The organism is Meiothermus hypogaeus (assembly GCF_003574035.1).
Taxonomy (GTDB): domain Bacteria; phylum Deinococcota; class Deinococci; order Deinococcales; family Thermaceae; genus Meiothermus; species Meiothermus hypogaeus.
Genome location: NZ_QWKY01000010.1, coordinates 36,465 through 58,418, shown reverse-complemented (window position 1 = coordinate 58,418; position 21,954 = coordinate 36,465). Strand labels below are relative to the sequence as shown.

Genomic DNA, 21,954 nt, shown 5'->3' with positions numbered 1-21,954 from the left:
TGGGGCTGTGCTAACCCTGGAGGACATCCTGAGCGCCGCCCGCCGCATTGGCCCATACATCCACCGCACCCCGGTGCTGGCCAGCACAGGCCTGGACAGGCTGCTGGGAAAGAAGCTCTTTTTCAAAGCAGAACACCTGCAAAAAACCGGCAGCTTTAAGGCCCGTGGCGCCCTCAACGCAGCCCTACAGCTACAAGACCCCAAAGGCCTGATAGGTGTTTCTTCCGGCAACCACGCCCAGGGGGTGGCCTATGCGGCTCAGGTGATTGGGGTTCCGGCCCTGGTGGTGATGCCCCAAGACGCCTCCCCCACCAAAAAAGCCGCCACCCGCGCCTATGGGGCCGAGGTCTACGACCAGGGCGTAACGGTGGAAAACCGCGAGCAGGTGGTGCGCAAACTGGCCGAGGAGACCGGCTACGAACTTATCCACCCCTTCGACGATTTGCGGGTCATGGCGGGGCAAGGTACCCAGGCGCTGGAACTCCTGGAGCAGGTGCCTGCTTTGGACGCAGTGCTGGTCGCGGTGGGTGGCGGTGGGCTCATCTCCGGCATTGCCACCGTCGTCAAAACCCTGCGACCCGAGGCAGCGGTGATTGGGGTGGAGCCCGAGGGTGCCAACGATGCCCAGCAGAGCCTTCAGGTGGGTGTGCGGGTCAAGCTGATGCAGGCCCCTAAAACGGTAGCCGACGGGGTGCGTACCCTGGTCATTGGGGAGAAAACCTTCCCGGTGATGCAAAACCACGTAGACCGCATCCTGACCGTGCCCGACGAGGTAACCCTTCAAGCCCAGCGCCTGATGATGGAACGCCTTAAGCAGGTGGTGGAGCCCACCGCCGGGCTGGCCCTGGGGCCCGTGCTGATGGACTACGACCTGCCCGAGCGCCTGGCGGTGATTGTGTGCGGCGGTAACTGGATGCCGTAAGAGGCAAATTCACCTCGAGGGTCTAGGACCAAGATGGTAACGAATCGGGCCAGCCACCCGGACCGTTGAAACCACAGGCACAAGGGTCAACCTGCACGAAAAACAGCTCATTCCGGGAAGGCGTAACTTGCCTGACGAGGAATCGCTACGCACAGAACGACAGCTTTTACATCTCCCCTTGCTTTCGGCTTTCAGCCGGCTATTCGCTATGGGCTGTCGGCTTTTTTAGGGACTTTTATCGCAGCCATTCCGGCGTAGCCTGAAGGCATGGACACTGCCCAAACACACGTGCCAAGCGACCTCGAGATCGCCCGTCAAGCCAAACCCAAACCCATCGAGGAAGTGGCCACCAGCCTGGGCATTCCTGCTCAGGCGCTTTTTCACTACGGGCCCCACATGGCCAAAGTGCTCGCCACACCGCCCGCGCCTCGAGGAAAGCTGATTCTGGTCACGGCCATGACCCCCACCCCGGCGGGCGAGGGCAAAACCACGGTGGCCATCGGCCTGACCGAAGCGCTGGGCAAGCTGGGGAAAAAGGTGGCGGTAGCCCTGCGGGAGCCCTCGCTGGGACCGGTGTTTGGCATCAAAGGGGGAGCCACCGGCGGCGGCTATGCCCAGGTGTTGCCCATGGAGGAGATCAACCTGCACTTCACCGGCGACTTTCACGCCATTACCAGCGCGGTGAACCTGCTTTCGGCCATGGTGGACAACCATCTGCACCAGGGCAACGCGCTGGGGCTGGATGTGCGCCGCATCGAGGTCAAGCGGGCCCTGGACATGAACGACCGGGCCCTGCGGCAGGTGATTGTGGGGCTGGGCGGCCCTGGTCAGGGCGTGCCCCGCGAGGCTGGCTTCGAGATTACCGTGGCCAGCGAGGTAATGGCCATCATGAGCCTGGCCGATAGCCTGTCCGACCTGCAAGAGAGGCTGGGCCGCATCCGTGTGGGCTACAACCAGGCCGGGCAGCCGGTCTATGCCCGCGACTTAGGGGCCGAGGGGGCCATGACGGTGCTGCTCAAACAAGCCTTCTACCCCAACCTGGTGCAGACCCTGGAGCACCAGCCGGCCTTTGTGCACATGGGGCCTTTTGGCAACATCGCCCACGGCACCAACTCGGTGGTCGCCACCCGCATGGCCCTGGGCTATGCCGACTACGTGGTCACCGAGGCCGGGTTTGGCTCCGACCTGGGGGCCGAAAAGTACATCAATCTGGTCTGCCGCCGAGCGGGCTTCGCGCCCCAGGCGGTGGTGCTGGTGGCCACCATGCGGGCCCTGCGCTTTCATGGGGGGCAGGACGAGTACACCCAGCCCAACCCAGAAGCCGTGCGCCAGGGGCTTCCCAATCTGGCCAAGCACATCGAAAATGTGCGGCTTTGGGGTTACCCGCCGGTGCTGGCCTTCAACCGCTTCCCCAGCGATACCCCGCAGGAACTCGAGCTTGTGCGGGCCTTTGCCGAGGAGCAGGGGGTGCGGGTCTCCTTCAGCGAGGTGCACGCCAGGGGGGGCGCGGGGGGCACGGAGCTGGCCCAGATGGTGCTGGAAGCCCTGGAAAACCCCGGCCAACCCCGCTTCACCTACGGCTTAGAGCAACCCCTGGAAGAAAAAATCGCCCGCATTGCCCAGCAGGTCTACGGGGCCGCCAAGGTTGAGTACACCCAGGAAGCCCGTAAAGCCCTGAAGCGGCTGGAGAAGGAAGGGTGTAGCCAGATGCCGGTCATTATCGCCAAAGCGGCTGCCTCTCTTTCCGACAACCCCAGGCTGCGGGGCCGCCCGGAGGGCTTCAGCGTCACCGTGACCGACCTCAAGCCCAAGTGCGGGGCGGGTTTTGTGGTGGCTTACATGGGCGAGATTATGACCATGCCGGGGCTGCCCAAAGAGCCCGCCGCCATCCGGATTGGGCTGGACGAAGAGGGACAAATTAGGGGCCTGTTCTAGCGCAACAAACGCTCCAGAATGCCCCGCACCACCTGCCCGGTCTGGGCCAGGAGCACCGGGTCGGCAAGGGTGTCGGTGGGGCGGTGGTAGTTGGGGTCGAGGCCCCGGAAGAAGAAGAGCACCGGCACCCCGGCCTGGGCAAAGGGCACGTGGTCGCTGCCCCCGCCCGGCGCGCTGCCGCAAGCCACCTGAAGGGCGTTGCAGTCGGCCAGGGCCCGCAGTTCGTTGCTGCCCCCGATGCCCAGGCTGCCGTTCACGTCCACCCCCACCATGTCCAGATTGAGCATGGCCTTGAGGCCGCGCACAAGCTCGGGGTTTTGCTCCACAAAGCGCCTCGAGCCCCACAGCCCGTCCTCTTCACCGTCGAAGAACATAAACCAGATGCGCTCGGAAAGGGGGCTAGGGGCAAGCTGGCGGGCCAGCTCGAGCACCGTCGCGGTCCCGGAGGCGTTGTCGTTGGCCCCGGGGCTACCGGGCACCGAGTCGTAGTGTGCACCCACAATGGCCAGGGGGTTCTGGCTGCTCCGTTTGGCAATCACGTTGCGCCCCTGGACTTCCTCGGTCACAATGCGGGTCTCCAGCACCGCTCGATCCCCGGCCTGGCTGAACAACCCCTCGCCGTTGCTACGGGAGAGGGTCACGCCCGGAATGGGGCTGCTGCCGCCAAAGGTGAAGCGGGTGCTGCTGGGTTCTTCGGTGACCAGGATAACGGCCAGGGCACCTTTTTCGGCGGCCAATCGGGCTTTCTCGAGGCCCGGAATTCCCCCCCGGCGCACCACCGCAATGCGGCCTTGCAGGTTCAGGCCCGCAAAGTCGTCGGCCAGCCCCGCCCCCGGCACCACCGCCAGGGGCCCTTCCACCCGCCGGCTGGGGCTGCCCGATACGCTGTTTACAGGGAAAGAAGTGCTGCCTACCACCAGGCTCGAGCCCTGGTCACGGGTGCGGCTGTAGGTGAAGGGGAAATACTCCACCGTGTAACCCGCCTTGCGCAGTTCTGCGGCCAGATACTCGCCCGCCGCCGCCACCGCCGGGGTACCCGCCACCCGCGGCCCCTGGGACTGCAGGGCCTGCAGGTCGGCTTGCATCCGCTCGGTGGAAAAGGCCTGCACCTGTGCCAGCAACCACAAAGCCACCAGCCCCAAGACTGCCCTGGAAAACAAAGTTTTGCCCATGCCCCAATCTTGCCATCCGGCGCATGAGTTGGATGGGTTCCAGATTGGATTTATACCGCGCCCATGCTCCAAGGGCCCGACCAAACCCCCCTGGCTATCGTCAATGAACCATAGTCGATGGTCGATGGTCGATGGTCGATAGTCGATGGACTATGGACTATAGACTATGGACTATAGACCATGGACTATCGGCTCTTATTAGCCATCACCGCGCATTCCACAGCTTGCGGGTGGTGATGATCTGGCCGGCGTGGTGCTGGGCATGGGCGGCAATATGGTCGAGCACATAGGCTGCCTTGACTTCGTACTGGACAAACTGGACCACCCGCTCGAGGTCGCTCATGGTCAGGGTTCGGAGCGCGGCTTTGGTTTTGGCCATATGCTCGGCAAACTCGGCCAACACCTCCTGGGGATCGCGTCCAGAGGGGGCCATCTCCTCGGCTGGGCGAATGCGAATGGACTCGGGCACTTCCTGGCCGGTTCCACGCAACATCAAGCGGTACGACGAACCCCCGATATGCCGCACCAGACCCCCAATGGGGTTGGTGCCCGGCGCAGGCACCCACCAGAAGCCTGCGGGACTCAGGTCGGAAGCCCACCTGGCCACTATTTCCTCAACCTCCTCGAGGCTGCGCAACCAGACCGAAACAATCAGGTGGACACCTTCCACGTCACCACGTAAAAAGGGGGGGATTTGCACAGGCGTTTGCATATACCCGATTCTAAAGCAATCCCCGTACAATCACCTGGTGCGGCCACTGCCCCCGGTAGAGCGCGATGCTTTCCTCGACGCCGTGCGGGGGTTAGCGCTGGTGGGCATCCTGGCGGTGAACCTGGAACACCTGGCCGGGGTGGGGCTTTATGCCAGCCGGCATGGGGTCTCGGAAAGTTACATCCTGGGTCGCGAAGTGCTGGCTTTTTTCTTTAGCGGCAAGTTTTATACCATCTTCTCGATTCTGTTTGGGCTGGGGCTGGCCCTGCAATACCAGCGTTTTGTGGCAGCCGGCCTGGATGCCCTATCGCTGCTGCGGCGTCGCCTGGGCTGGCTGCTGGGGCTGGGGGCGCTGCACGGTATTTTTTTGTTCGACGGCGACATCCTGGGCACCTATGCCATTCTGGGCCTCTTCGCCCTGCGCTATCTGGGTCAGACACAACGGCCTTGGAACATTGCCAGGTTCCTGCTGGCTGGCTATGTCTTGATGTGGTGGTTCAGCACCTCTTTGCGCGCTCAGATGCCTGCTGTCGGCAGCGACGAGGTTTTCGCGCATGGGAGCTTCAGGGAAGTGAGTGGGGTGCGGCTCGAGACCTGGCTCTACAACACTCCCCTAGCCTCTTTGGTCTTTGGGGCCGAGCTGGTGGGCTTGTTTTTGCTGGGGATGTACCTGGCCCCGCGCTGGCAGACCTTTGGCCCGGCCACGCTATGGCGGGTGGTGGCTGTGGGGCTTTTGGTGGGTATTCCGGTAAATCTCTACAACGCCCAGCACCCCGACCTCCAACCCTTGCGCGGACTGGGCGGGCTGGCCTTTGCCCTCGTGTACGTGGCCCTCTTTCGTTTGTTCTGGCCCCGGCTGGGCTGGCTGCATAACTTGCAGTACGCAGGCCGGATGCCCCTCAGCAACTACCTGCTCCAGTCTGCCGTGATGAGTACAGTCTTCTATGGTTATGGGCTGGGGCTATACGGGCAGGTACACCCTCTGTGGTTTCCGCTGATAGCAGTAGGGTTTGTGGCCTTACAGGTAATCCTTAGCCGGTGGTGGCTGGGGCGTTTTGGCCGGGGGCCCCTCGAGGCCCTCTGGCGCAGTTTTACCTATCGCGTTGGGCCTCGGGCGTAGGAAAAGCCCGCCAGCAGTGAAAATCGTTGCAGAGCGAGAGGCGGTCTACGTCTTTTTGCTGCCGCTCACACCAGCCATACCCGTCCATTGCGTCTTCGTCGTCGTAAATCGGCTTGAAATATAGGCAGTGGTCGCAGATGGGCCGGCAATCATCCCCACAAAGAACCATGTTCAGTACCGTTTGCTTGCTTTTACCGCCGTCCCCGAGGCCGTCACCATCAGCATATTGCCCTGTCCCACGGTCTCGTAGTCCACGTCAATGCCAATAACGGCATCGGCCCCACGGGCCATGGCCGCCTGCTCGAGCTCCCCCAGGGCTATCTCGCGGGCTTTGCGCAGCTCGGCCTCGTAGGCCCCGCTCCGCCCGCCCACAATATCGCGCACCGAGGCCAGTAGGTCGCGGAAGATGTTGGCCCCCACAATGGCCTCGCCAAAGACCACGTCCAGGTACTCGGTGATCTGGTAGCCCTCGAGCTGGCTCGAGGTGCTCAGGATGAGTTTCCGCTGCATCTGTGAACCTCCAGTCTTGAGCATAGCGCACCCAGGGCCTCGACCCTTTCAGAAAGCCTTTGCCTGGTTATGTCCTGGCTTGCGCCCGGCCTCAAAATGCGCACCGCGTTTTTGGATATAATCCACTCAACATGAAAGTAGCCCTCTTCGTCACCTGCCTGGCCGATCAGTTCTTCGCCGAGGCCGGGGTGGCCGCCGTAAAGCTTCTTCGTCACCTAGGCTGCACCGTCGAGTTTCCCCAGGGTCAGACCTGCTGCGGCCAGCCCGCCTACAACGCCGGCTACTGGGCCGAGGCCCGCCAGGTGGCCGAATACACCCTGGGGGTGTTCGAAAACGCCCAGTACGTGGTGCTGCCCTCGGGCTCCTGCACCACCATGCTGCGGGCTTTCTACCCCGAGCTTTACCGCGAGCAGCCCCGCATGTTCGCCAGGGCCGAGGCCCTGAGCCACAAGACCTTTGAGCTTGCGGAGTTCATCGTGAAGGTGCTGGGGGTCAGCCATCTGGGCCAGGGCCTGCAAGGCCGGCGCATCGCCTACCACCACGGCTGTCATGCCCTGCGCGAACTCGGCGTCAAGCAAGAGCCTCTCACGCTCTTGCGCAATGCCGGGGCCGAAATTGTGGACTGGGCCGCCACCGAAGAGTGCTGCGGCTTTGGCGGGTTGTTCTCGGTTAAGCTGCCCGAGGTGGCCCTGAGCATGGCCGACCGCAAGCTTTCCACCCTGCCAGCCCAAAGCCAGATTGATTTCCTTACCAGCGCCGATGGAGGCTGCATGCTTCATCTATCGGGCCGCATCGCAAACCGGGGTCTGGCCCTAGCGGTCAGGCCCCTGGCTTCGGTTCTGTGGGAGGCCACGCAATGAAAGTCACCGCCAACCAGTACCCCCAGGAAGCCGCTCGAGTGTTGCGCGAGGAGCCCCACGTGCGCGACTCGGTCACGGGGGCCACCCTGAACTTCGACAACAAAAGACGACAGGCCTATGCCGAGGTGGATGCCGAAACCTGGCGGCACTGGGCCGAAGGCGTCAAGAACCACGTGCTCTCCAACCTGGACAGGTACCTGTTGGAAGCCGAGGCCAAACTCCAGAAAAACGGCGTGCAGGTGCACTGGGCCGAGGACGCCGACGACGCCCGGCGCATTGTGGCCGACATTGCCCGCACAGGCCAGGTCAGGAAGGTGGTCAAGGCCAAGACCATGGTTTCGGAGGAACTGGGCATCAACCCCTTGCTCGAGGGGATGGGGGTGGAAGTACTCGAGACCGACCTCGGCGAGTACATCATCCAACTGCTGAAGCAGCCCCCTTCACACATCGTGGGCCCGGCCATTCACCTGAACCTGGAGCAAATCCGCCAGCTCTTCCACGAGCGCTTCCAAACCCCTCTGGACGCCAGCCCCGACCACCTGGCCGCCGTGGCCCGCAAGCTCCTGCGCGAAGGGTTCCTGAGGGCCGATATGGGCATCTCGGGGGGCAATTTTGTGGTCGCCGAGACCGGCACCCTGGCCCTGATTGAAAACGAGGGCAACATCCGGCTCTCCACCTCGGCCCCACGCATCCACGTGGCCTTGGTGGGCCTGGAAAAACTCCTGCCCCGCTTCTCCGATCTTTCGGTCTTCCTTTCGCTCACCGCCCGTGCTGCTACCGGACAGCGGCTCGGCACCTTTGTCTCGCTCATCCAGGGGCCGCGCCAGCCCGGTGAACCCGACGGCCCCGAAGAGGTGCACGTGGTCTTTGTGGACAATGGGCGCAGCAGCGTGCTGGCCGACCCCGAAGCCTGGGAGACCCTGCGCTGTCTGCGCTGCGCCGCCTGCCTGAACGCCTGCCCGGTCTACCGCCAGACCGGCGGCCACGCCTACGGCTACGTCTACAGCGGGCCCATTGGGGCCATCCTGTCCCCAGGGCTGCTGGGCCTGGAAGAGACCAAACCCCTCCCCTACGCCTCCTCGCTGTGCGGGGCCTGTTTCCAGGCCTGCCCGGTGCGGATTCCCATCCCCAAGCTGCTGCTCACCTGGCGCAACCGGGCGGTGGAAGAAGGGCTGACCCCTCGGTTTGAGGCCGCCGCCATCAAGGGCTATGCCCTGGCCATGACTCAGCCCTGGGCCTACCGCCTGGCCTCCAGAGCCGTGCGCTTCTTGCCCGAAAAAGCCCTGGATAACACAGTGGTGCCGGTGCTCAAAGCCTGGACGGAAGGCCGGGCAGGTTTGAAGCCCAGCCCCAAGAGCTTTCGGCAGATGTGGGAGGATGGGGAAGTGTAGTTAGGAGTCGATGGTCTACGGCCTATGGTCTAGTGCCTGTAGTGATACCAAAAGAGCCCTAGGCTTCACATTTCCCGGAAAAACCTCCGCCCCGAGACCCCTATGACCCGCGCCAAAATCTGTGGTATCACCCGCCTCGAGGACGCCCTCCTGGCCGAAGAGCTGGGGGCCTGGGCCCTGGGCTTCATCCTGGCCCCTGGCACCAAGCGCTATGTGGAGCCCGAGCATATCCGCCCCATTGCGGAGGCGCTGGGGCCTTTTGTGGTGCGGGTGGGGGTGTTTGTCGACACCCCCCCGGAGGTGGTTCTCGAGCAGATGCAGACGGCCCGGCTCCAGGTGGCCCAGCTTCACGGGAGCGAACCCCCCGAGTGGGCCGAGCATATCCGCCGGTTCCTTCCGGTCATCAAAGCCTTCAAGCTCTCCGGCCCGGCTCAACCCGAGTGGCTTTCCTATCCTGCCGACGCACTCTTGCTGGATGGGGTCAGTCCTGGGAGCGGGCAAAGCTATCCCCTCGACTGGGTTGTACCCCTGAAGCCACACCCCCGGCTCATCATTGCCGGAGGCCTGACCCCCCACAACCTGCAACCCATACTCGACTTGAAGCCGTATGCGGTGGACGTAAGCAGCGGGGTGGAAGCAGCGCCCCGCCTCAAAGACCCCTTCAAGCTGCGGCGGTTTTTGGCTCAGGTAGCGGCGAGCGGCACCAGCCGGAACCAGTAGACATAGCGGCGCTCGAGCTCCTCCCATCGGTATTCAACACTTTCCACCACAAATAGGCCCCGATCCTGCCAGCAATTGGGATTCTTGCGCTCATAAACGCGCATCGGGGTCTGGGTGGCGAGGGCCTCGAGCAAAATCCGGTTCCCCCGGGTGGGCTGCTGGTGGCCCGCAAGCCCCTCGCCCGGGTACAGAATGGCGCCGTCGGGCAAGAAGCGGTTGCGGTAGCCCGACTCACCCCGGTCTACCAGCAGGCTATGCTGCCCAATGCCCCGCAGGGTTTTGTGTTGGGCAAGCACCTCTTTCCAGGTCATCATGCTTGACACCCAGTAGGCCAGCCGCTATTATCCTATGTGCCCGTTCGGACGACTCCGACGCTGCGCAACAATCTGCTCCGGTGGTGTAGTTGGTTAACATACCCGCCTGTCACGTGGGAGATCGCGGGTTCAAGTCCCGTCCGGAGCGCCACCAAGCCGCCTGCGGGCGGCCTCTTGCCAAGGTAGCTCAGTCGGTAGAGCATGCGACTGAAAATCGCAGTGTCGGCGGTTCGATTCCGCCCCTTGGCACCAATCCAGGACGAGAAAAACCGGAGTCGCTCAGACTCCGGTTTTCTCTTTGACCCTACGGTTTGACCCAAATAAACTTCAGGCCTTGGCGCGGGGGCCCAGCAAGTCCTCGGGGTCAAGGATCCAGCCCCGGCGTTCGTGCTCGAGCACATGCCGGTACACCCCCAGGGTGATATTGGGGTTAGCGTGGCCCATCCGCTCAGCCACAAGCTCGAGGGGCGCACCGTTGGCCAGCATGTGTGAGCCGTACGAGTGCCGGAGGTCATGGACTCTGAGGGGTGGGATGCCCAGCCGCTCGGTGAGGCGCTTCAAGGCCCAGTTGGGCGCATGGGGATTGAGCGGTTTACTGGGGTCATTGCCGGGCAGCAACCAGCTACCCGGCTTGGGCTCTCCCAGCCGCTCGGTGTACCAGAGGTGGTAGGTCTTCAGCCGCTCCAGGGTGGCGTGAGGAATCGGCACGGTGCGGGCGGAGGTGAGGGTTTTGGGTAGGGTCAACACCCCGCGCTTGCCGTCATCCGTCCAGGCCCGCGTGACGGTCAGGGTTCCCCCCTCGAGGTCGAGGTCACCCCACTGCAAGCCCAAGCACTCACCCCGGCGCAGCCCACAGGCCAGCATCAGCCGGAGGGCCAGGGCGGTTCGGGGGTCTTTGTGCTGGTCGAGAGCCGATAGCAGGGCGGCTATCTCGTGGGGCTCGAGGGCTCTACCGGCCTTGCTCTGACCTCGGGGGGTCTTGATCCGCACCGGGTCCACCGGATTCCTGAACACCAGTTCCATATCCAGGGCATCCCGGAACACCTGCCACAGCCGTTGCCGCACCATCTTCACGGTGCGCAGGCTGTAGCGCCCCATGAGCCCATCCAGCACCTCCCGGATGTGGGCGGGCTTCACCTCTTGTAAGGGCCTCGAGCCCAGGGGGTCAGGGGCCTCGGGGTCTTGGAGTGAGGGGAGGGCATAGCCCAGTTCGAGCCGGTAGAGTTCAGCGGTGCGCGGGCGTACCTCTTTGCCCTTGCGCTCCAGCCACAGCCGGGCGTAGCCTGCGGTGGTGCTCCGGTCGCGGGTGAACTGGCCCCGCTCGGCCCTGGTCTTGAGGTCACGCGCCTTGCGTTCGGCCTCGGCGGCGGTCTTGCCGTAGACACTGACCTGCACCGGTACGCCGTTCTCTCGCAGGGTCAGGCGCACCTCGAAGCGTCCATCCTTGCGCCTACGGGGTTTGTTCGTCAGTCGTGGCATCCTCCACCTCCAGGAGTCCCAGAACCCGTAAGCCAGCCGCTACTACCTCCCCACGGCGGCGGGTGTCGAGGGACAGAAAAGCCTTAGCCACAGCGGGGGTGCTCCTGAAGCGTCCCTGACTCGTGACTTCTCCCGGCCCCAGGGGAGTCAGGCCACCTAATGCTTTCAAGCGAACCTCGAGCGGGGGGATTCTACCTCTTGGCATAGGGGTATTATAGCATGTGGACACATGTAAAAGCGTACTTATCTTTATAAGCGCGTATTTGTTTCAGGGTTTCCTAGCGGTATAGGCCTCGAGGGGGATACTTCAAGCGCCTATCTTCCCGAAACAGCGTGCACGTTCTGTGTAAAAACAAGGGTTTTTGTCGTTCTGTACGCTAAAAACCATCGTGCACGCTGTGTGCACGAACGTGCACGCATAGGGGAGAAACACCGTTCTGGACGTACAAAAAAAACGTGCACGTTTTTACGAAAGTTGTGCACGCTCGGATACCCAATCGAAGAGAGGGCCAGGGGTCGCACGGGTCGGTTCTTTTTAAGCCCGACAAATTGCAACATTATGCCAGGGGCCACACGGTGGATACCTCCACCTCTCCCCGGTAGATGCGCACCTCGCGCGGGGTTGGGTATTGTGCCGCCCAGCGCTCCACCACCTGGTATAGCCACCCTGTGGGGACGGTCTGGCTGGTTCGGCTCACCCCCAGGTCGAAGCTCAAGGTGTAGTAGGCCTCCCCCACCTCGAGCAGAGCGGGCAGGGCCTCGAGCAGAGCAGCCCAGGTGGGGAAGCTCCAAAACGCGCCGGTTTGCGTCGATTTCATTCCGCTATGTTGCGATATACCCCCACCCCCCAACCCGTTAACTGCCCGTCCCAGCCGCAAGACCCGGCGCGCTCCGGTGTGCCAGGCTTCCACCTGGATGCCGTGCTCTAGGGCGTGGTGCTTCAGCCACAGGGATAGACTCACCGGGTTAGCGGGCCAGGGGTCCACCCGGTGGGGCTCGAGGTCGGAGTATAGCGAGGTGGGGGTTCCTTCCCAGGGGCCAGCCTCGAGCAGCCCCAGCAGGGCGCGGGATAGGCGGGGATACCTAGGCGGCATGGCCCACCCCCTCCCTGCGGCGCACCACTGCCAGGGGTTGGCTTCCTGCATACAGGGCCACCCGCTCTCGTGGCTCGGGGTAGTAGCGGCGCACCTTGCTCAGGGCCTCGAGCAGCCACCCTTCAGCGGTGTGGGTGGGCATACCGGGCCAGCGGGCGTGGGCCTCGAGGTCGGCCCGGCCAGGGCGTACCAGCCGGGCCACCACCTCCCCGTCTATCTCCACAGTCAGCAAGGGGTGGCCTATCGCCTCGAGCCGGTCTACCAGTTGGGGCAGCCGGGCGAAGAGGGCGGGCCAGGGGTTCATAGAATCTCCACCTCCCAGTCACCGCCCTCTTCCTCTCCCAGGTCTTGCGCTAAGGGGTCGTCCTCCCCCCAAGCCGGACGTGCGCGAACCTCTGGGTTTTGCGATGAGGAAGAGCTTTCTGGATGTGCACGGGGTTTTTTCGCTTCAGGAGCGGGTTTTTTGGGGGTGTGTGCACGTTCGTGCACATAGCGTGCACGATGGCTTTCATCGTCCTGGACGTTATTTATTGGGGTTTTTGAGGGAAACGTGCACGCTGTTTCGGGAAGATAGAGCGTGCAAATTTCTCCGGTGATGGGGTGGATGTAGCTACCCCCTTCCCGTAACTCCTGAGCCAGCTTTTCGGGCTCAGGGAGAAGGCGGAAGGATTCTTCTTCCAGGCGGGCCCCTTCCAGGGGTCGGATGGCCAGCCGGTTACCGTCCTTGTTTATGTCTATTAGCTCAGCCGCCTCGGCCTGGTCCAGCCACTTGTGTACCGTCCGTTTCGCCCAGCGTAGGTGTTTAGCCAGTTCTTTGGCGTAAACTACCACCGACTCCTGGGAAACGCCTTTGTCTTGCGCTTTTTCCACCTTCAGGGCGTGCACTTCGGCTACAGCCCGTGCCAACGCCAGAGCTTGAGGACTGATGGTGTGCACACTCCGGGCCATCGGGCGAGCAGCCAGGTGGTAGGCCAAGGCGTAGTCCTCGAGGGTAGCCACCAGGCAACCCCCCTGGGTCTCCCTCCGGGCGTGGTGTAGCCGGGTTATCACTTTTACCAGCGTCAGGTAGCGTACAAAATCCCTACGAAGCCGGGTCAGGTCCTCGGGCAGGTCTTTAGACTCAAGCAGCCGGGTGATGTGGGGGGCAAAGGGCACTATCACCTCGGCTTGGGGCAGGGCCTCGTAGAGGGCGTGCCAGGGGCGCACGTCTACCTCGGAGCGGGTACCCAGGGCTTCCCGCTCGGCCAGGGCGGCCACCACCGATAAGGTGTGCTCTTTGCTGTCGTCCATGTAGAGGGAGAAGGTGCGGGTCTCGTTGTCCTCTTTCGTCAGCCCTTGGGTCATCGTTGTGATGAGTCCTGTAGGGCCCGGTCGGTCTATTTCTCGGGCTACGAGTTTCCCGCTACCGTTTTTCTCCACGGTGAGATAGCGGATTCGCCCTTCCGACAGCAGGCTCCGAATCAGGTAGAGCACTTCTTCGGACTGCAAGCCGTCCTCCTCGTACAGCACCAGGTGGCGGTGGGAAAAGTCGAGGTCGGTGTACACCAGGGCCTTGCTGCTCATGGACGAGAGCTCGTAGTAACCCCTGGGGGGGATTAGCTTCAGTGCGTTTGAGACGAGAAAAGACTTACCCGACGAGCTTCGGCCTTTGACCAGCACCGAGATGGGAGTCTGAGACTTAGCGGATAGCAGGGCCAGATAAAGCAGACCCCGGTTTTCCTGCTCCCCCACCACCCCTAACGCCCCTATGGTCTCAATCGCTTTGTGGAGTAACGCGCGGTCTGCCGAGAGCTCCTGTGCGGCCTCGAGGGCCTCGGGGGTGAGGCTAGGGGCGGCCTCTTGCCGGGCCTCCTCCTCCCGCGTGGTGCGGTAGCGGGTCCAGTCTTTACGCAGCGCACCGACACTAACCCCGGTCTTCTTCTTGACGGCCTGGAACAGGGCTTCCGTTTCGGTATCCAGCAGCGCGGCCTCGTACATGCCCTTGAACAGTTCGGGCAGCAGCGCGGGCAGGGTCTCCGCTCGAGCCCCTTCCACCTTCTTGAGTAGGTCGGCAAAGGTCATACCCACCCCCTCAGCCGCTTATACACACGGCCCCGGTACGTGGGGGTCTGGTAAGCGTAGGAGTCTCCCAGGTTGATAGGGCGGGAGCGGCCCACCTCGAGCCCCCACCGCACAGCCGCTCGGGCCTCGGCCTCGGGTAGTCCGGCCTCGAGGGCAGCGGCTACTAGGGCCTCCTCCGCTTCCTGGGGGGCTAATCCGTGCGGCACCAATCCGCCAGCGGCGCGAGCGTAGCCAATCAGGGTGTTGTGCCGGGTACCCGGTTGAGCCGTTCTCACTCCCTCTGCGTAAGCGCCTAGCAGCGCGGTGAGCCTCCTGGGAGAGGCCCCTACCCCGACCTCCCTGGGTGGGGGGGGTGGGGGCTCGGGAAGGAGCCGGAGCAGCAGCCCCTCGGGGGCCAGGGGCAGTTCAGCCGGGGGCAGTAAGGGGACTTCCCAGCTATAGGCCCCGGTCGGTAGCTCGGTAGGGGCAGCCGCCAGATACGCTTTACCCATACCGCGCAAGTCCAGCCCCGGCAGCTTCCGGGCGCTGGTGCTGAGGCTTCCGATAACGCCCTGGGGCAGCTTCAGGAAGACATGCACCCCGCCCCGAGGGGTTCTCTGCCTCGGAGCCTCGGCTAGCTCGGGGTGTTCAGCCCGCAGCTCGTCCCAGGCCTGGGGGTCGTCGAAGTCCAGCACCAGCACCTCGGGCGGGGGCAGGATGCCCACCCCAGCCCCAGGCGCGGCCTGCCACCAGCGGTGCAGCGCCTCGGGGTCGTGAGTGGCATTCTTCAACCCGCTAGGCACTAAACGCCCGTAGGGGCGCTTCTCGCCCGGTTGCAAGGGCAGGACGGGGTAGCCCAGGCGGGCGTATTCGAGGGCGTACTCGAGTGTGCTATACTTTACGTAGCGCAGCACAGCCCACCCCCTACCGCTCCCCGCCCTGCCCGGCGGGGTTCTGTCCATCCTTCCCCTCAAGCCAGGCGCGTAAAGCGCTAGCGGGAATCAACCAGCGAGAGCCGAGTCTACGGGCGGGAAGTGCACCTTGTTTGATGTAGCGGTCAACAGAGTTGAGGTGGATACCAAGAAGCTCTGCCACTTCCTTGCGGGAGTAGGCGAGTTTTTTGCTGTCCTGCATGAGAAAACCTCCGCGTTCACGGAGGCCGGAATATCCGGCCTAGAGCCTGTAGCCGTGACGGGATGAACCCGTCGCCTACAGTCCTAGGCCGAGGGTGCGTTAGGTTGGATCGAGGGTATTAACTCGAGAGGGTTAGCCGAGGATACCGAGGAGCTATCCTCACGCGGGGGGTGGGTTGCGCCCAGCGCCAGGGCTCGAGCCTCGAGCTCCAAGGTCTGTGCATCATATGCTTCGGAAATTAGGTACTCAGCACGGTCAAGATATGTACCCAAAGCGTAGTCGAGGTTGATGCCAAGCCAGGCAAGTTCTTCTACATACGGATCAGGCGAGTTGATCAACTCATCCAGGGGGCCAGTCGCCCCACATCGCAGCAGAGCGGCAGCCACCAGCCCGTGCAGCAGCAGCAATTGTAGGCGGCCCCGATCTCTAGCGCGAAACAAATTGCGCACAGCCCAGGGGGTACGAATCGAGCGGGCCAGGTTAGCCGCCCGAGTAATGTTGTGGGTAGCTGTGGAGAAAACCCCTCTATACCCCTCTGAACCCATGAGCACATCATACCACATGTTGTAGGTGATTCAAAGTGAAAACCACTAGCTGTAGTATCCTATGATTCACTCTTGACCCAAAACCTGACCCAAATTGACCCTAAAAAATGACCCAAAACCGGAAGTGTTCTATTGTGTATGAAAGTGTGGAGAATCGGCTTCAGGGCGGCGCTTTTGTGGGTCGAAGTGTGGCATTGTGTTAGCCCGAAGCCACCTGAAAATCGCAGTGTCGGCGGTTCGATTCCGCCCCTTGGCACCAAGTCCAGCCAAAAAAAGCCGGGGTGAGGTCACCCGGGCTTTTTTTTCAGAACTCATATACAACCCCCCTCACACCCACCCCATCACCACTACCAACCCCAACCCCACCAAAATCACCCCGGCCACGCCATGCAACCGGCGGATATTGCGCTCGCGCCATTCGCCCGTGGCCTCCACCCCGATGCGGCCCCAGTAGACGCCCAGGGTAAGCAGTACCAGGGGGGCTACAAACACCAGGTTGTACAGCAGCAAATAGGGCAGGGCCTGAAGCTGGGTTGCGCGTTCGGCCATCAGGCCCAGCACAAACAGATAAGGCCCACCTGTGCAGGGTAACTCGAACAGGGTCACGGCCAGCCCGGTCACAAAGGCCATCGGGGGCGAGGTGGCCCTGCGAATCAGGCCAAACAGGGCGGGTCGCCAGCGGCGGGGAATCTCCATCACAAAACCAGCCCCGCCGTACCAGAAATAGTCCTTAAGGTTGGCTAGGCCAATCAGAATGGCCAGCACGCCCACCGCCGTCTTGAACCAGAGTGCCGCACTGGTCAGACGCAGGGCGGAGAAAAGGCCCAGACCAAAAAGCAGGTAGGCCAGAAACAAACCTCCGGTAAAGGCCAGGCCCGTGCGCAGCACCCGCCGTCGGTCTTCGGCATCCTCGAAGATCATCAGGCCGCCAAAAAGGAGCAGGATCACCGCTATGGCACAGGGGTTGATGGAGTCCACCAGGGCGGCCCCCAGCAGGGTCAAGAGGAAAGGGAAGCCCAGCGCGGGCGGGGCTTGGGCGGCAGCGGCGGTGAGGGTGGGGCAGGTTGCGCCTTGCTGGGTGAGCACGAGGCTCTCGAGGTGTTGCAACAGGGGCGTGTCCCCTACCAGGTAGCGCTCTCCAATGAAGGCCGCCGGTATGCCCTGCTCTCCCGGAGGAACCCCATAGCGCTCGAACAGTTCGTTCAGGCGTTGCAGGTTGGTTCGGTCGTGGTAGACCTCGAAACGTCGGATGTCCAACCAGACGTAGCGCTGCTCGAGGGCCCGCAGGTGGCCTTCGACCCGGGCACAGTGGGGGCAGCCTTCGCCCCAGAAGTAGTACAGACAGGTACGGGCCTGCGCAAAACCCAAAACCGCCACACCCAGAACCAGCCAGGCCACTGCACGCAGGTTGCGCATGGTATGCCTCCCCCATGTTCTACCCCCAAGGCCCCCTGGCTTGTGTCCCGCTTGACCGTTTGATAGAACCCCTGAAATTACCGCTCCATTACAGGTTTTCCGGGGCATTCGCACCTGGACAAATGGCGGTCAAGTAGTAGGCTTGAATCGTCAGGGTTACATACTTCTTTCTGTTGAGTGCAGGTCGCCTTGCGCACCTGGGAAAGGGGGTTTGCGTGGAGAGAGCACAAAGGGCTTCAAACGGCATTTCGCACGCTTTTGCCCCAGATGCTTGTGGTAGGGGTGTGAACTAGTAGAAAACCTGTGTAGTTCAATCTTTTTCCCTTCATCGCTGTGAAGGTCAAACCGCAAGTGTCTGGACAGCCTCTTCGGGAGGTCTGTATGAGAACCAGAAACTGGCTTTTGCTCGCACTGGGTAGTTTGTTGCTGATGGCCGGTCAGTGCGGCCAGCAGGTCAACAACCCACCCGAAAAGCCCACTGGCCTCGTCGCCATTCCGGGCGATAGGCAGGTGGTACTCAACTGGAACGCCAATACCGAGCCCGATCTCAAGGGCTACAACGTCTACTGGGGAACCGCTTCCGGCGCCTTGACCAACGTGGAGTATGTACCCAAGCCCGCCACCAGCAAGACCGTCACCGGCCTGACCAATGGCACCACGTACTACTTTGCCCTGGACGCTGAGGATACCGGCGGCCTCAAATCGGCCAGAACCGATGAAGTGGCTACCGCTCCAGTTGCGCCCGACACCACTGCACCCACCATCACCTCTACGGTACCCGCAAACGGGGCCACGCTGGTGGCACTGGACAGCAACCTCGAGGTCAACTTCAGCGAGGATATGGACGTGGGTACAGTCACGGTGAGTATCAGCCCTAGTTTCGACCTGGGCGACCCCACCTGGAACCCCGAGAACACCAGGGTCAGCTTCGACCCCGCCACCAACCTGAGCAGCGAAACCACCTATACCGTAACGGTGGAAGGCAAAGACCACGCGGGCAACGCCCTGGCGGGCAGCAAGACCTTTAACTTCACCACCGTGGGCAGCCCTCCAAGTGTGTTGAGCACCGCGCCGGCCAATGGCGACACCAACATTCCCGTTAACACCGATATCACCTTTAGCTTCTCCGAAGCCATGGATCGAACCACGGTAGAGGGGGCTTTCAGTAGCAGTCCGTCCATCACCTGTACCTGGAGCTGGACGCCCGACAGCAAGCTGGCCACCTGCAACCCCCCCACCGATCTGAGCTTCAACACCAACTACAGCGTTACGCTGGGTACGGGGGCCAAAGACCTGGCCGGCAACCCCATGGCTACCGCGTACAACTTTAGCTTCAGAACGGCCAGTGCGCCCGATACTACCAAGCCCACCGTTACCGTGTATTTTCCAGCGGACGGGGCTACCGGGATTGCCCGCAACATCAACATCGAGATCACCTTCTCCGAGCCCATGGACAAAGCCTCTACCCAGACCGCCTTCCAGATCACCAGCCCAGCGGGCGTGACTGGAACCTTTAGCTGGCCCAGCAGCAACCGCATGGTCTTCAACCCCAGCAGCGATTTCGCCTATGGCACCAACGTGACCTGGCAGGTAACCAACGCTGCCAAAGACCTGGCTGGCAACACCCTAGCCTCTACGGTAACCCACTCCTTCCGGGTGATTCGGCAGAAGACCGTGAACCTCGAGAGCCAGGCCGCGCTGGACGGTTTCGTTTACAATACCGGATCCGTGTACACTACCTCGATTGGCTTAGCGGTAGGCGATACCAGTGCCAACACCTCCATGCGGGGCTTCTTAAGCTTTGATCTCAGCCCGCTGGTGACCGATAGCGCTACCAACATTACCTCGGCAACCCTGTACGCCTATCAGTATCTGGTTATGGGAGCTCCGTACACCGACCTAGGTGGCAGTTTACGCGCTGAAAGTGTTAACTATGGCCCCAGCCTGGATGCCACCGACTTCGAGACGTCCGTACTTTCCTACACCTACACCCTCAGCACCAACGACACCGCTGGCTGGAAGAGCGTTTCGGTCCTCTCGAAGGTACGTGACGACTACACCAACCGGGTAGCCAGGGGCAACCGCTCGCAGTTCCGCCTGCGCTTCCCTACCACCACCAACGTGGATGGCGGAAGCGACTATGCTTATTTCTACACTGGCGATGCTTCGAGCTACAAACCGTATCTTCAAGTCACCTACGAGTACCCATAAGTTTGGTTCGGCGTTCGAACCAGAACCCCAATTCAACGGGGTTCTGGTTTTTTATCAAACTTTCAAAGGCCCCTGGGCTGTGCTGAGCGAGCGCCATAACTGCCCCAGCAGTTCGCGGGTCGCAATGCCCAGCGAGGCTTCGGGGTGGGTAATCCAGTGCACCCCCAGCGAGAAGCCGGGGTCTTCGATGAACAAAGCCCGCAAGGTGCCGGCCTCTACCTCGGGCTGGACAAAGGAGCGGGCGGCAACCCCCACCCCCAGCCCAGCAGCGGCAGCAGCCTTGACCCCAAACAAACTGCCGCACTCCACCAGACTTGCGGGCACAATGCCGTAGCGCTCGAGGAACTGCTCGAGGCGCAAGCGCAAACGCGAGTTGCGCTGGGGGACCAGCACCGGCATATCTTCCAGTAGCCCCAGGGCAACCCCCCCCATATCTGCCCAGGGATGCGAAGGGGCTACCACCAGCACGGCTTCATCGGTGGTCAGGCGGCGGGCCTCCAGGGGCTCCGGCAAGGCTTCGCTGCCGCCCAGCACCAGCGCGCCATCCAGGTCGCGCTGGTACACCTGGGCAATGAGCTCGAGGGTTGTGCCGTGCGTCAGTTGAAGCTCACTGCGGCCCTTTTGCGCCCTGGCCCAGTCCAAAAACGTCACCTGGTAACGCGGAATCAGACTCCAGGCCAGACCCACCTCGAGGCTGGGGATACGCTGATGCCGCTTTTCTTCGATAAAGCGGGTGGCCTGGGCCAGGCTCCTGTTGACCGCACAGGCGTAGGGCAGTAAGGCCTTTCCGGCTTCGGTCAGGGCAATGCCCTGGGGCGTGCGCTCATAAAGAGGCTGTCGCACGGCATCCTCGAGGGCCTTCAGGGTTTTGCTTACGGCGGGCTGGCTCAGGTTCAATACCTCGGCGGCGCGGCTCAGGCTGCGCAGTTCGGCCACCACGCAAAATACCACCAGATACCTAGGGTTCAGACGCATAGCTGATAGGGACAATCATACCCCGATGTGATGGAAAATATAACCAAAAGCTATTTGCTTCAACCAAAAGTTATACCTACCCTGGTCTGAAAGATGCCAAGTTCCAGGAGAGGTAGGTTTTCATGATTATAAGGGAGGAAAAAACAATTACGGTACGGAGCCAGGTCAAGGAGCAGCTCCATCACAAAATCCTGATTGTCGGCGGCGGGACGGCAGGCCTGACCGTGGCTGCCCAGCTAAGGCGCAAAGGGGTAGAGGATGTGGGCGTGCTCGAGCCCTCCGACAAACACTACTACCAGGCTGCCTGGACGCTGGTGGGCGCGGGAGCCTATCGCCCCGAGGCCACGGTGCGACCTGAAGAACACCAGATTCCCCAGGGGATTCGCTGGATTCAGGACGCTGCCGAGGAAATTGACCCTATCAAGCAGGTGGTACGCACCCGTGAGGGGCGTGAGGTTGGCTACGACTTTCTGGTAGTTGCAGCAGGTATCCAGCTCGACTGGCATAAGATCGAGGGCCTGGAAGAAACCCTTGGGCAAAATGGGGTGAGCAGCAACTACCGCTTCGACCTCGCACCCAAAACCTGGGCCTTCATGCAGCAGCTAAAAGGGGGCGTGGCCCTTTTCAGTGCCCCCAGTACACCGGTCAAGTGCGGTGGAGCCCCCCAAAAAATCATGTACCTGACCGCCGACTACGCCCGACGTCGTGGTTTTGCCAGGGGCCTCGAGGTGGTCTTCGGTTCGGCAGGAACGACCATTTTTGCCGTACCAGAAATAAAGGCGGTGCTGGATCGGGTGATCGAGCGCTATGGCATCGATACCCGCTTTCATCACGAACTCGTAGCGGTTGATGGTCATAAAAAAGAGGCCACCTTCGAGCTGACCGCCAACCATCCCAAGGTCAAAGCAGCACCAGAAGCCCCCAAGCCTCGCATCACGATTCCTTTTGATTTCCTCCATGTGGTCCCCCCCCAAAGCGCCCCCGATTTCATCAAACAAAGCCCACTGGCCGACCCCAGCACCCCACTAGGCTGGGTAGAGGTGAATAAGCACACCCTTCAACATGCCCGTTTTCCCAACGTCTTTAGCCTGGGCGATGCCAGTAGCCTGCCCACCTCCAAAACCGGTGCGGCCGTGCGCAAGCAGGCCCCAGTGCTGGTTGAAAATCTCCTTTCGGTTATGAAAGGTCAAGAACCCTCCCGGCAGTATGACGGCTACACCTCCTGCCCGCTGGTTACCGCCTACGGCAAAATGTTTTTGGCCGAGTTCCTTTACGATAACAAGTGGCACCCCACCCTGCCCATCAACACCCAGAAGGAGCGCTACGACATGTGGCTCCTGAAGAAGCATGGCCTGCCTTTCATGTACTGGAATCTGATGCTAAAGGGGCAGGCCTGAATATCGT

General features: G+C 62.2%; 21 protein-coding genes and 2 tRNA genes. 10 read left to right on the top strand and 13 right to left on the bottom strand.

Annotated elements, in window-relative coordinates:
• Positions 1-7 precede the first annotated feature (7 nt).
• Together Mhypo_RS04395 and Mhypo_RS04390 are read left to right on the top strand one after the other, a co-directional pair.
• The gene (locus tag Mhypo_RS04395) at positions 8-922 is read left to right on the top strand and encodes a threonine/serine dehydratase family protein (protein WP_119340092.1); all 915 of its coding nucleotides are present in this window, start codon (positions 8-10) and stop codon (positions 920-922) included.
• Between the two features lie 267 nt (positions 923-1,189).
• Positions 1,190-2,857, top strand: a complete 1,668-nt coding sequence (locus Mhypo_RS04390; RefSeq protein ID WP_119340091.1) for a formate--tetrahydrofolate ligase — start codon at positions 1,190-1,192, stop codon at positions 2,855-2,857.
• Here the strand turns inward: Mhypo_RS04390 and Mhypo_RS04385 are convergent.
• The gene (locus Mhypo_RS04385; RefSeq protein ID WP_119340090.1) at positions 2,854-4,029 is read right to left on the bottom strand and encodes a M28 family metallopeptidase; all 1,176 of its coding nucleotides are present in this window, start codon (positions 4,027-4,029) and stop codon (positions 2,854-2,856) included. The genes Mhypo_RS04390 and Mhypo_RS04385 overlap by 4 nt on opposite strands.
• Positions 4,030-4,234: 205 nt before the next feature.
• Entirely contained in the window at positions 4,235-4,741 is a 507-nt protein-coding gene (locus Mhypo_RS04380) for a DinB family protein (protein WP_119340089.1), read from the bottom strand.
• A gap of 37 nt (positions 4,742-4,778) precedes the next feature.
• On the opposite strand from Mhypo_RS04380, the gene Mhypo_RS04375 reads away from it, so the two are divergent.
• The gene (locus Mhypo_RS04375) at positions 4,779-5,861 is read left to right on the top strand and encodes a DUF418 domain-containing protein (RefSeq protein ID WP_119340088.1); all 1,083 of its coding nucleotides are present in this window, start codon (positions 4,779-4,781) and stop codon (positions 5,859-5,861) included.
• A gap of 171 nt (positions 5,862-6,032) precedes the next feature.
• Here Mhypo_RS04375 and Mhypo_RS04370 read toward each other — a convergent pair whose 3' ends face one another.
• Entirely contained in the window at positions 6,033-6,371 is a 339-nt protein-coding gene (locus Mhypo_RS04370; RefSeq protein ID WP_119340087.1) for a heavy metal-binding domain-containing protein, read from the bottom strand.
• Positions 6,372-6,502: 131 nt separating this feature from the next.
• Here Mhypo_RS04370 and Mhypo_RS04365 point away from each other — a divergent pair, with 131 nt between their 5' ends.
• The 3 genes from Mhypo_RS04365 (at position 6,503) to Mhypo_RS04355 (ending at position 9,342) form a co-directional block, all read left to right on the top strand.
• A complete protein-coding gene (locus tag Mhypo_RS04365) occupies positions 6,503-7,231 on the top strand; it encodes a (Fe-S)-binding protein (protein ID WP_119340086.1) in 729 nt (242 codons plus the stop codon).
• The gene (locus tag Mhypo_RS04360) at positions 7,228-8,622 is read left to right on the top strand and encodes a LutB/LldF family L-lactate oxidation iron-sulfur protein (protein ID WP_119340085.1); all 1,395 of its coding nucleotides are present in this window, start codon (positions 7,228-7,230) and stop codon (positions 8,620-8,622) included. The genes Mhypo_RS04365 and Mhypo_RS04360 overlap by 4 nt, the downstream gene beginning before the upstream one ends.
• A gap of 102 nt (positions 8,623-8,724) precedes the next feature.
• On the top strand, positions 8,725-9,342 hold the full coding sequence (locus tag Mhypo_RS04355; protein ID WP_119340084.1) for a phosphoribosylanthranilate isomerase: 618 nt from the start codon (positions 8,725-8,727) through the stop codon (positions 9,340-9,342).
• On the opposite strand, the gene Mhypo_RS04350 is transcribed toward Mhypo_RS04355, so the two are convergent.
• Positions 9,306-9,656: an SRA domain-containing endonuclease gene (locus tag Mhypo_RS04350; protein ID WP_119340083.1), complete on the bottom strand. Its 351-nt coding sequence runs from the start codon at positions 9,654-9,656 to the stop codon at positions 9,306-9,308. The genes Mhypo_RS04355 and Mhypo_RS04350 overlap by 37 nt on opposite strands.
• Before the next feature lie 74 nt (positions 9,657-9,730).
• Here Mhypo_RS04350 and Mhypo_RS04345 point away from each other — a divergent pair.
• Positions 9,731-9,807, top strand: a tRNA-Asp gene (locus tag Mhypo_RS04345).
• A gap of 25 nt (positions 9,808-9,832) precedes the next feature.
• A tRNA-Phe gene (locus tag Mhypo_RS04340) sits at positions 9,833-9,908 on the top strand.
• Between the two features lie 75 nt (positions 9,909-9,983).
• Here Mhypo_RS04340 and Mhypo_RS04335 read toward each other — a convergent pair.
• From Mhypo_RS04335 to Mhypo_RS04300, 8 genes are all read right to left on the bottom strand, one after another.
• Complete coding sequence (locus Mhypo_RS04335) at positions 9,984-11,135, bottom strand: tyrosine-type recombinase/integrase (protein WP_119340082.1); 1,152 nt, start codon at positions 11,133-11,135, stop codon at positions 9,984-9,986.
• A complete protein-coding gene (locus tag Mhypo_RS17885; protein WP_147075574.1) occupies positions 11,107-11,340 on the bottom strand; it encodes a hypothetical protein in 234 nt (77 codons plus the stop codon). Before Mhypo_RS17885 ends, Mhypo_RS04335 begins: the two co-directional genes overlap by 29 nt.
• 352 nt (positions 11,341-11,692) lie before the next feature.
• On the bottom strand, positions 11,693-12,229 hold the full coding sequence (locus Mhypo_RS04330; protein WP_119340081.1) for a hypothetical protein: 537 nt from the start codon (positions 12,227-12,229) through the stop codon (positions 11,693-11,695).
• Positions 12,219-12,533 (bottom strand): hypothetical protein, encoded by a 315-nt coding sequence (locus Mhypo_RS04325; protein WP_119340080.1) that lies wholly within the window; start codon positions 12,531-12,533, stop codon positions 12,219-12,221. Before Mhypo_RS04325 ends, Mhypo_RS04330 begins: the two co-directional genes overlap by 11 nt.
• Positions 12,530-14,290 (bottom strand): hypothetical protein, encoded by a 1,761-nt coding sequence (locus Mhypo_RS04320; RefSeq protein WP_119340079.1) that lies wholly within the window; start codon positions 14,288-14,290, stop codon positions 12,530-12,532. The genes Mhypo_RS04325 and Mhypo_RS04320 overlap by 4 nt, the downstream gene beginning before the upstream one ends.
• A complete protein-coding gene (locus tag Mhypo_RS04315) occupies positions 14,287-15,183 on the bottom strand; it encodes a bifunctional DNA primase/polymerase (protein WP_307724526.1) in 897 nt (298 codons plus the stop codon). Before Mhypo_RS04315 ends, Mhypo_RS04320 begins: the two co-directional genes overlap by 4 nt.
• A 10-nt stretch (positions 15,184-15,193) precedes the next feature.
• Positions 15,194-15,403 (bottom strand): helix-turn-helix domain-containing protein, encoded by a 210-nt coding sequence (locus Mhypo_RS04310; RefSeq protein ID WP_119340077.1) that lies wholly within the window; start codon positions 15,401-15,403, stop codon positions 15,194-15,196.
• An 872-nt stretch (positions 15,404-16,275) separates the two neighbouring features.
• Positions 16,276-17,364 carry a GAP family protein gene (locus tag Mhypo_RS04300; RefSeq protein WP_170148213.1) on the bottom strand — a complete coding sequence of 363 codons (1,089 nt, stop codon included), beginning with the start codon at positions 17,362-17,364 and terminating at the stop codon, positions 16,276-16,278.
• A gap of 381 nt (positions 17,365-17,745) precedes the next feature.
• Here Mhypo_RS04300 and Mhypo_RS04295 point away from each other — a divergent pair, with 381 nt between their 5' ends.
• Positions 17,746-19,575 carry an Ig-like domain-containing protein gene (locus tag Mhypo_RS04295; protein ID WP_119340074.1) on the top strand — a complete coding sequence of 610 codons (1,830 nt, stop codon included), beginning with the start codon at positions 17,746-17,748 and terminating at the stop codon, positions 19,573-19,575.
• A gap of 54 nt (positions 19,576-19,629) precedes the next feature.
• Here Mhypo_RS04295 and Mhypo_RS04290 read toward each other — a convergent pair whose 3' ends face one another.
• On the bottom strand, positions 19,630-20,550 hold the full coding sequence (locus tag Mhypo_RS04290) for a LysR family transcriptional regulator (protein ID WP_119340073.1): 921 nt from the start codon (positions 20,548-20,550) through the stop codon (positions 19,630-19,632).
• 122 nt (positions 20,551-20,672) lie between these two features.
• Between Mhypo_RS04290 and Mhypo_RS04285 the strand changes: the two genes are divergently transcribed.
• A complete protein-coding gene (locus tag Mhypo_RS04285; protein WP_119340072.1) occupies positions 20,673-21,947 on the top strand; it encodes an NAD(P)/FAD-dependent oxidoreductase in 1,275 nt (424 codons plus the stop codon).
• The last annotated feature ends 7 nt before the right edge of the window (positions 21,948-21,954 follow it).

Bases quoted from the DNA above. Each gene is read 5' to 3' on its own strand.
- Mhypo_RS04390 (WP_119340091.1), top strand. From the start codon at position 1,190: ATGGACACTGCCCAAACACACGTGCCAAGCGACCTCGAGATCGCCCGT.
- Mhypo_RS04385 (WP_119340090.1), bottom strand. From the start codon at position 4,029: ATGGGCAAAACTTTGTTTTCCAGGGCAGTCTTGGGGCTGGTGGCTTTG.
- Mhypo_RS04380 (WP_119340089.1), bottom strand. From the start codon at position 4,741: ATGCAAACGCCTGTGCAAATCCCCCCCTTTTTACGTGGTGACGTGGAA.
- Mhypo_RS04370 (WP_119340087.1), bottom strand. From the start codon at position 6,371: ATGCAGCGGAAACTCATCCTGAGCACCTCGAGCCAGCTCGAGGGCTAC.
- Mhypo_RS04365 (WP_119340086.1), top strand. From the start codon at position 6,503: ATGAAAGTAGCCCTCTTCGTCACCTGCCTGGCCGATCAGTTCTTCGCC.
- Mhypo_RS04360 (WP_119340085.1), top strand. From the start codon at position 7,228: ATGAAAGTCACCGCCAACCAGTACCCCCAGGAAGCCGCTCGAGTGTTG.
- Mhypo_RS04355 (WP_119340084.1), top strand. From the start codon at position 8,725: ATGACCCGCGCCAAAATCTGTGGTATCACCCGCCTCGAGGACGCCCTC.
- Mhypo_RS04350 (WP_119340083.1), bottom strand. From the start codon at position 9,656: ATGATGACCTGGAAAGAGGTGCTTGCCCAACACAAAACCCTGCGGGGC.
- Mhypo_RS04335 (WP_119340082.1), bottom strand. From the start codon at position 11,135: ATGCCACGACTGACGAACAAACCCCGTAGGCGCAAGGATGGACGCTTC.
- Mhypo_RS17885 (WP_147075574.1), bottom strand. From the start codon at position 11,340: ATGCCAAGAGGTAGAATCCCCCCGCTCGAGGTTCGCTTGAAAGCATTA.
- Mhypo_RS04330 (WP_119340081.1), bottom strand. From the start codon at position 12,229: ATGCCGCCTAGGTATCCCCGCCTATCCCGCGCCCTGCTGGGGCTGCTC.
- Mhypo_RS04325 (WP_119340080.1), bottom strand. From the start codon at position 12,533: ATGAACCCCTGGCCCGCCCTCTTCGCCCGGCTGCCCCAACTGGTAGAC.
- Mhypo_RS04320 (WP_119340079.1), bottom strand. From the start codon at position 14,290: ATGACCTTTGCCGACCTACTCAAGAAGGTGGAAGGGGCTCGAGCGGAG.
- Mhypo_RS04310 (WP_119340077.1), bottom strand. From the start codon at position 15,403: ATGCAGGACAGCAAAAAACTCGCCTACTCCCGCAAGGAAGTGGCAGAG.
- Mhypo_RS04300 (WP_170148213.1), bottom strand. From the start codon at position 17,364: ATGCGCAACCTGCGTGCAGTGGCCTGGCTGGTTCTGGGTGTGGCGGTT.
- Mhypo_RS04295 (WP_119340074.1), top strand. From the start codon at position 17,746: ATGAGAACCAGAAACTGGCTTTTGCTCGCACTGGGTAGTTTGTTGCTG.
- Mhypo_RS04290 (WP_119340073.1), bottom strand. From the start codon at position 20,550: ATGCGTCTGAACCCTAGGTATCTGGTGGTATTTTGCGTGGTGGCCGAA.
- Mhypo_RS04285 (WP_119340072.1), top strand. From the start codon at position 20,673: ATGATTATAAGGGAGGAAAAAACAATTACGGTACGGAGCCAGGTCAAG.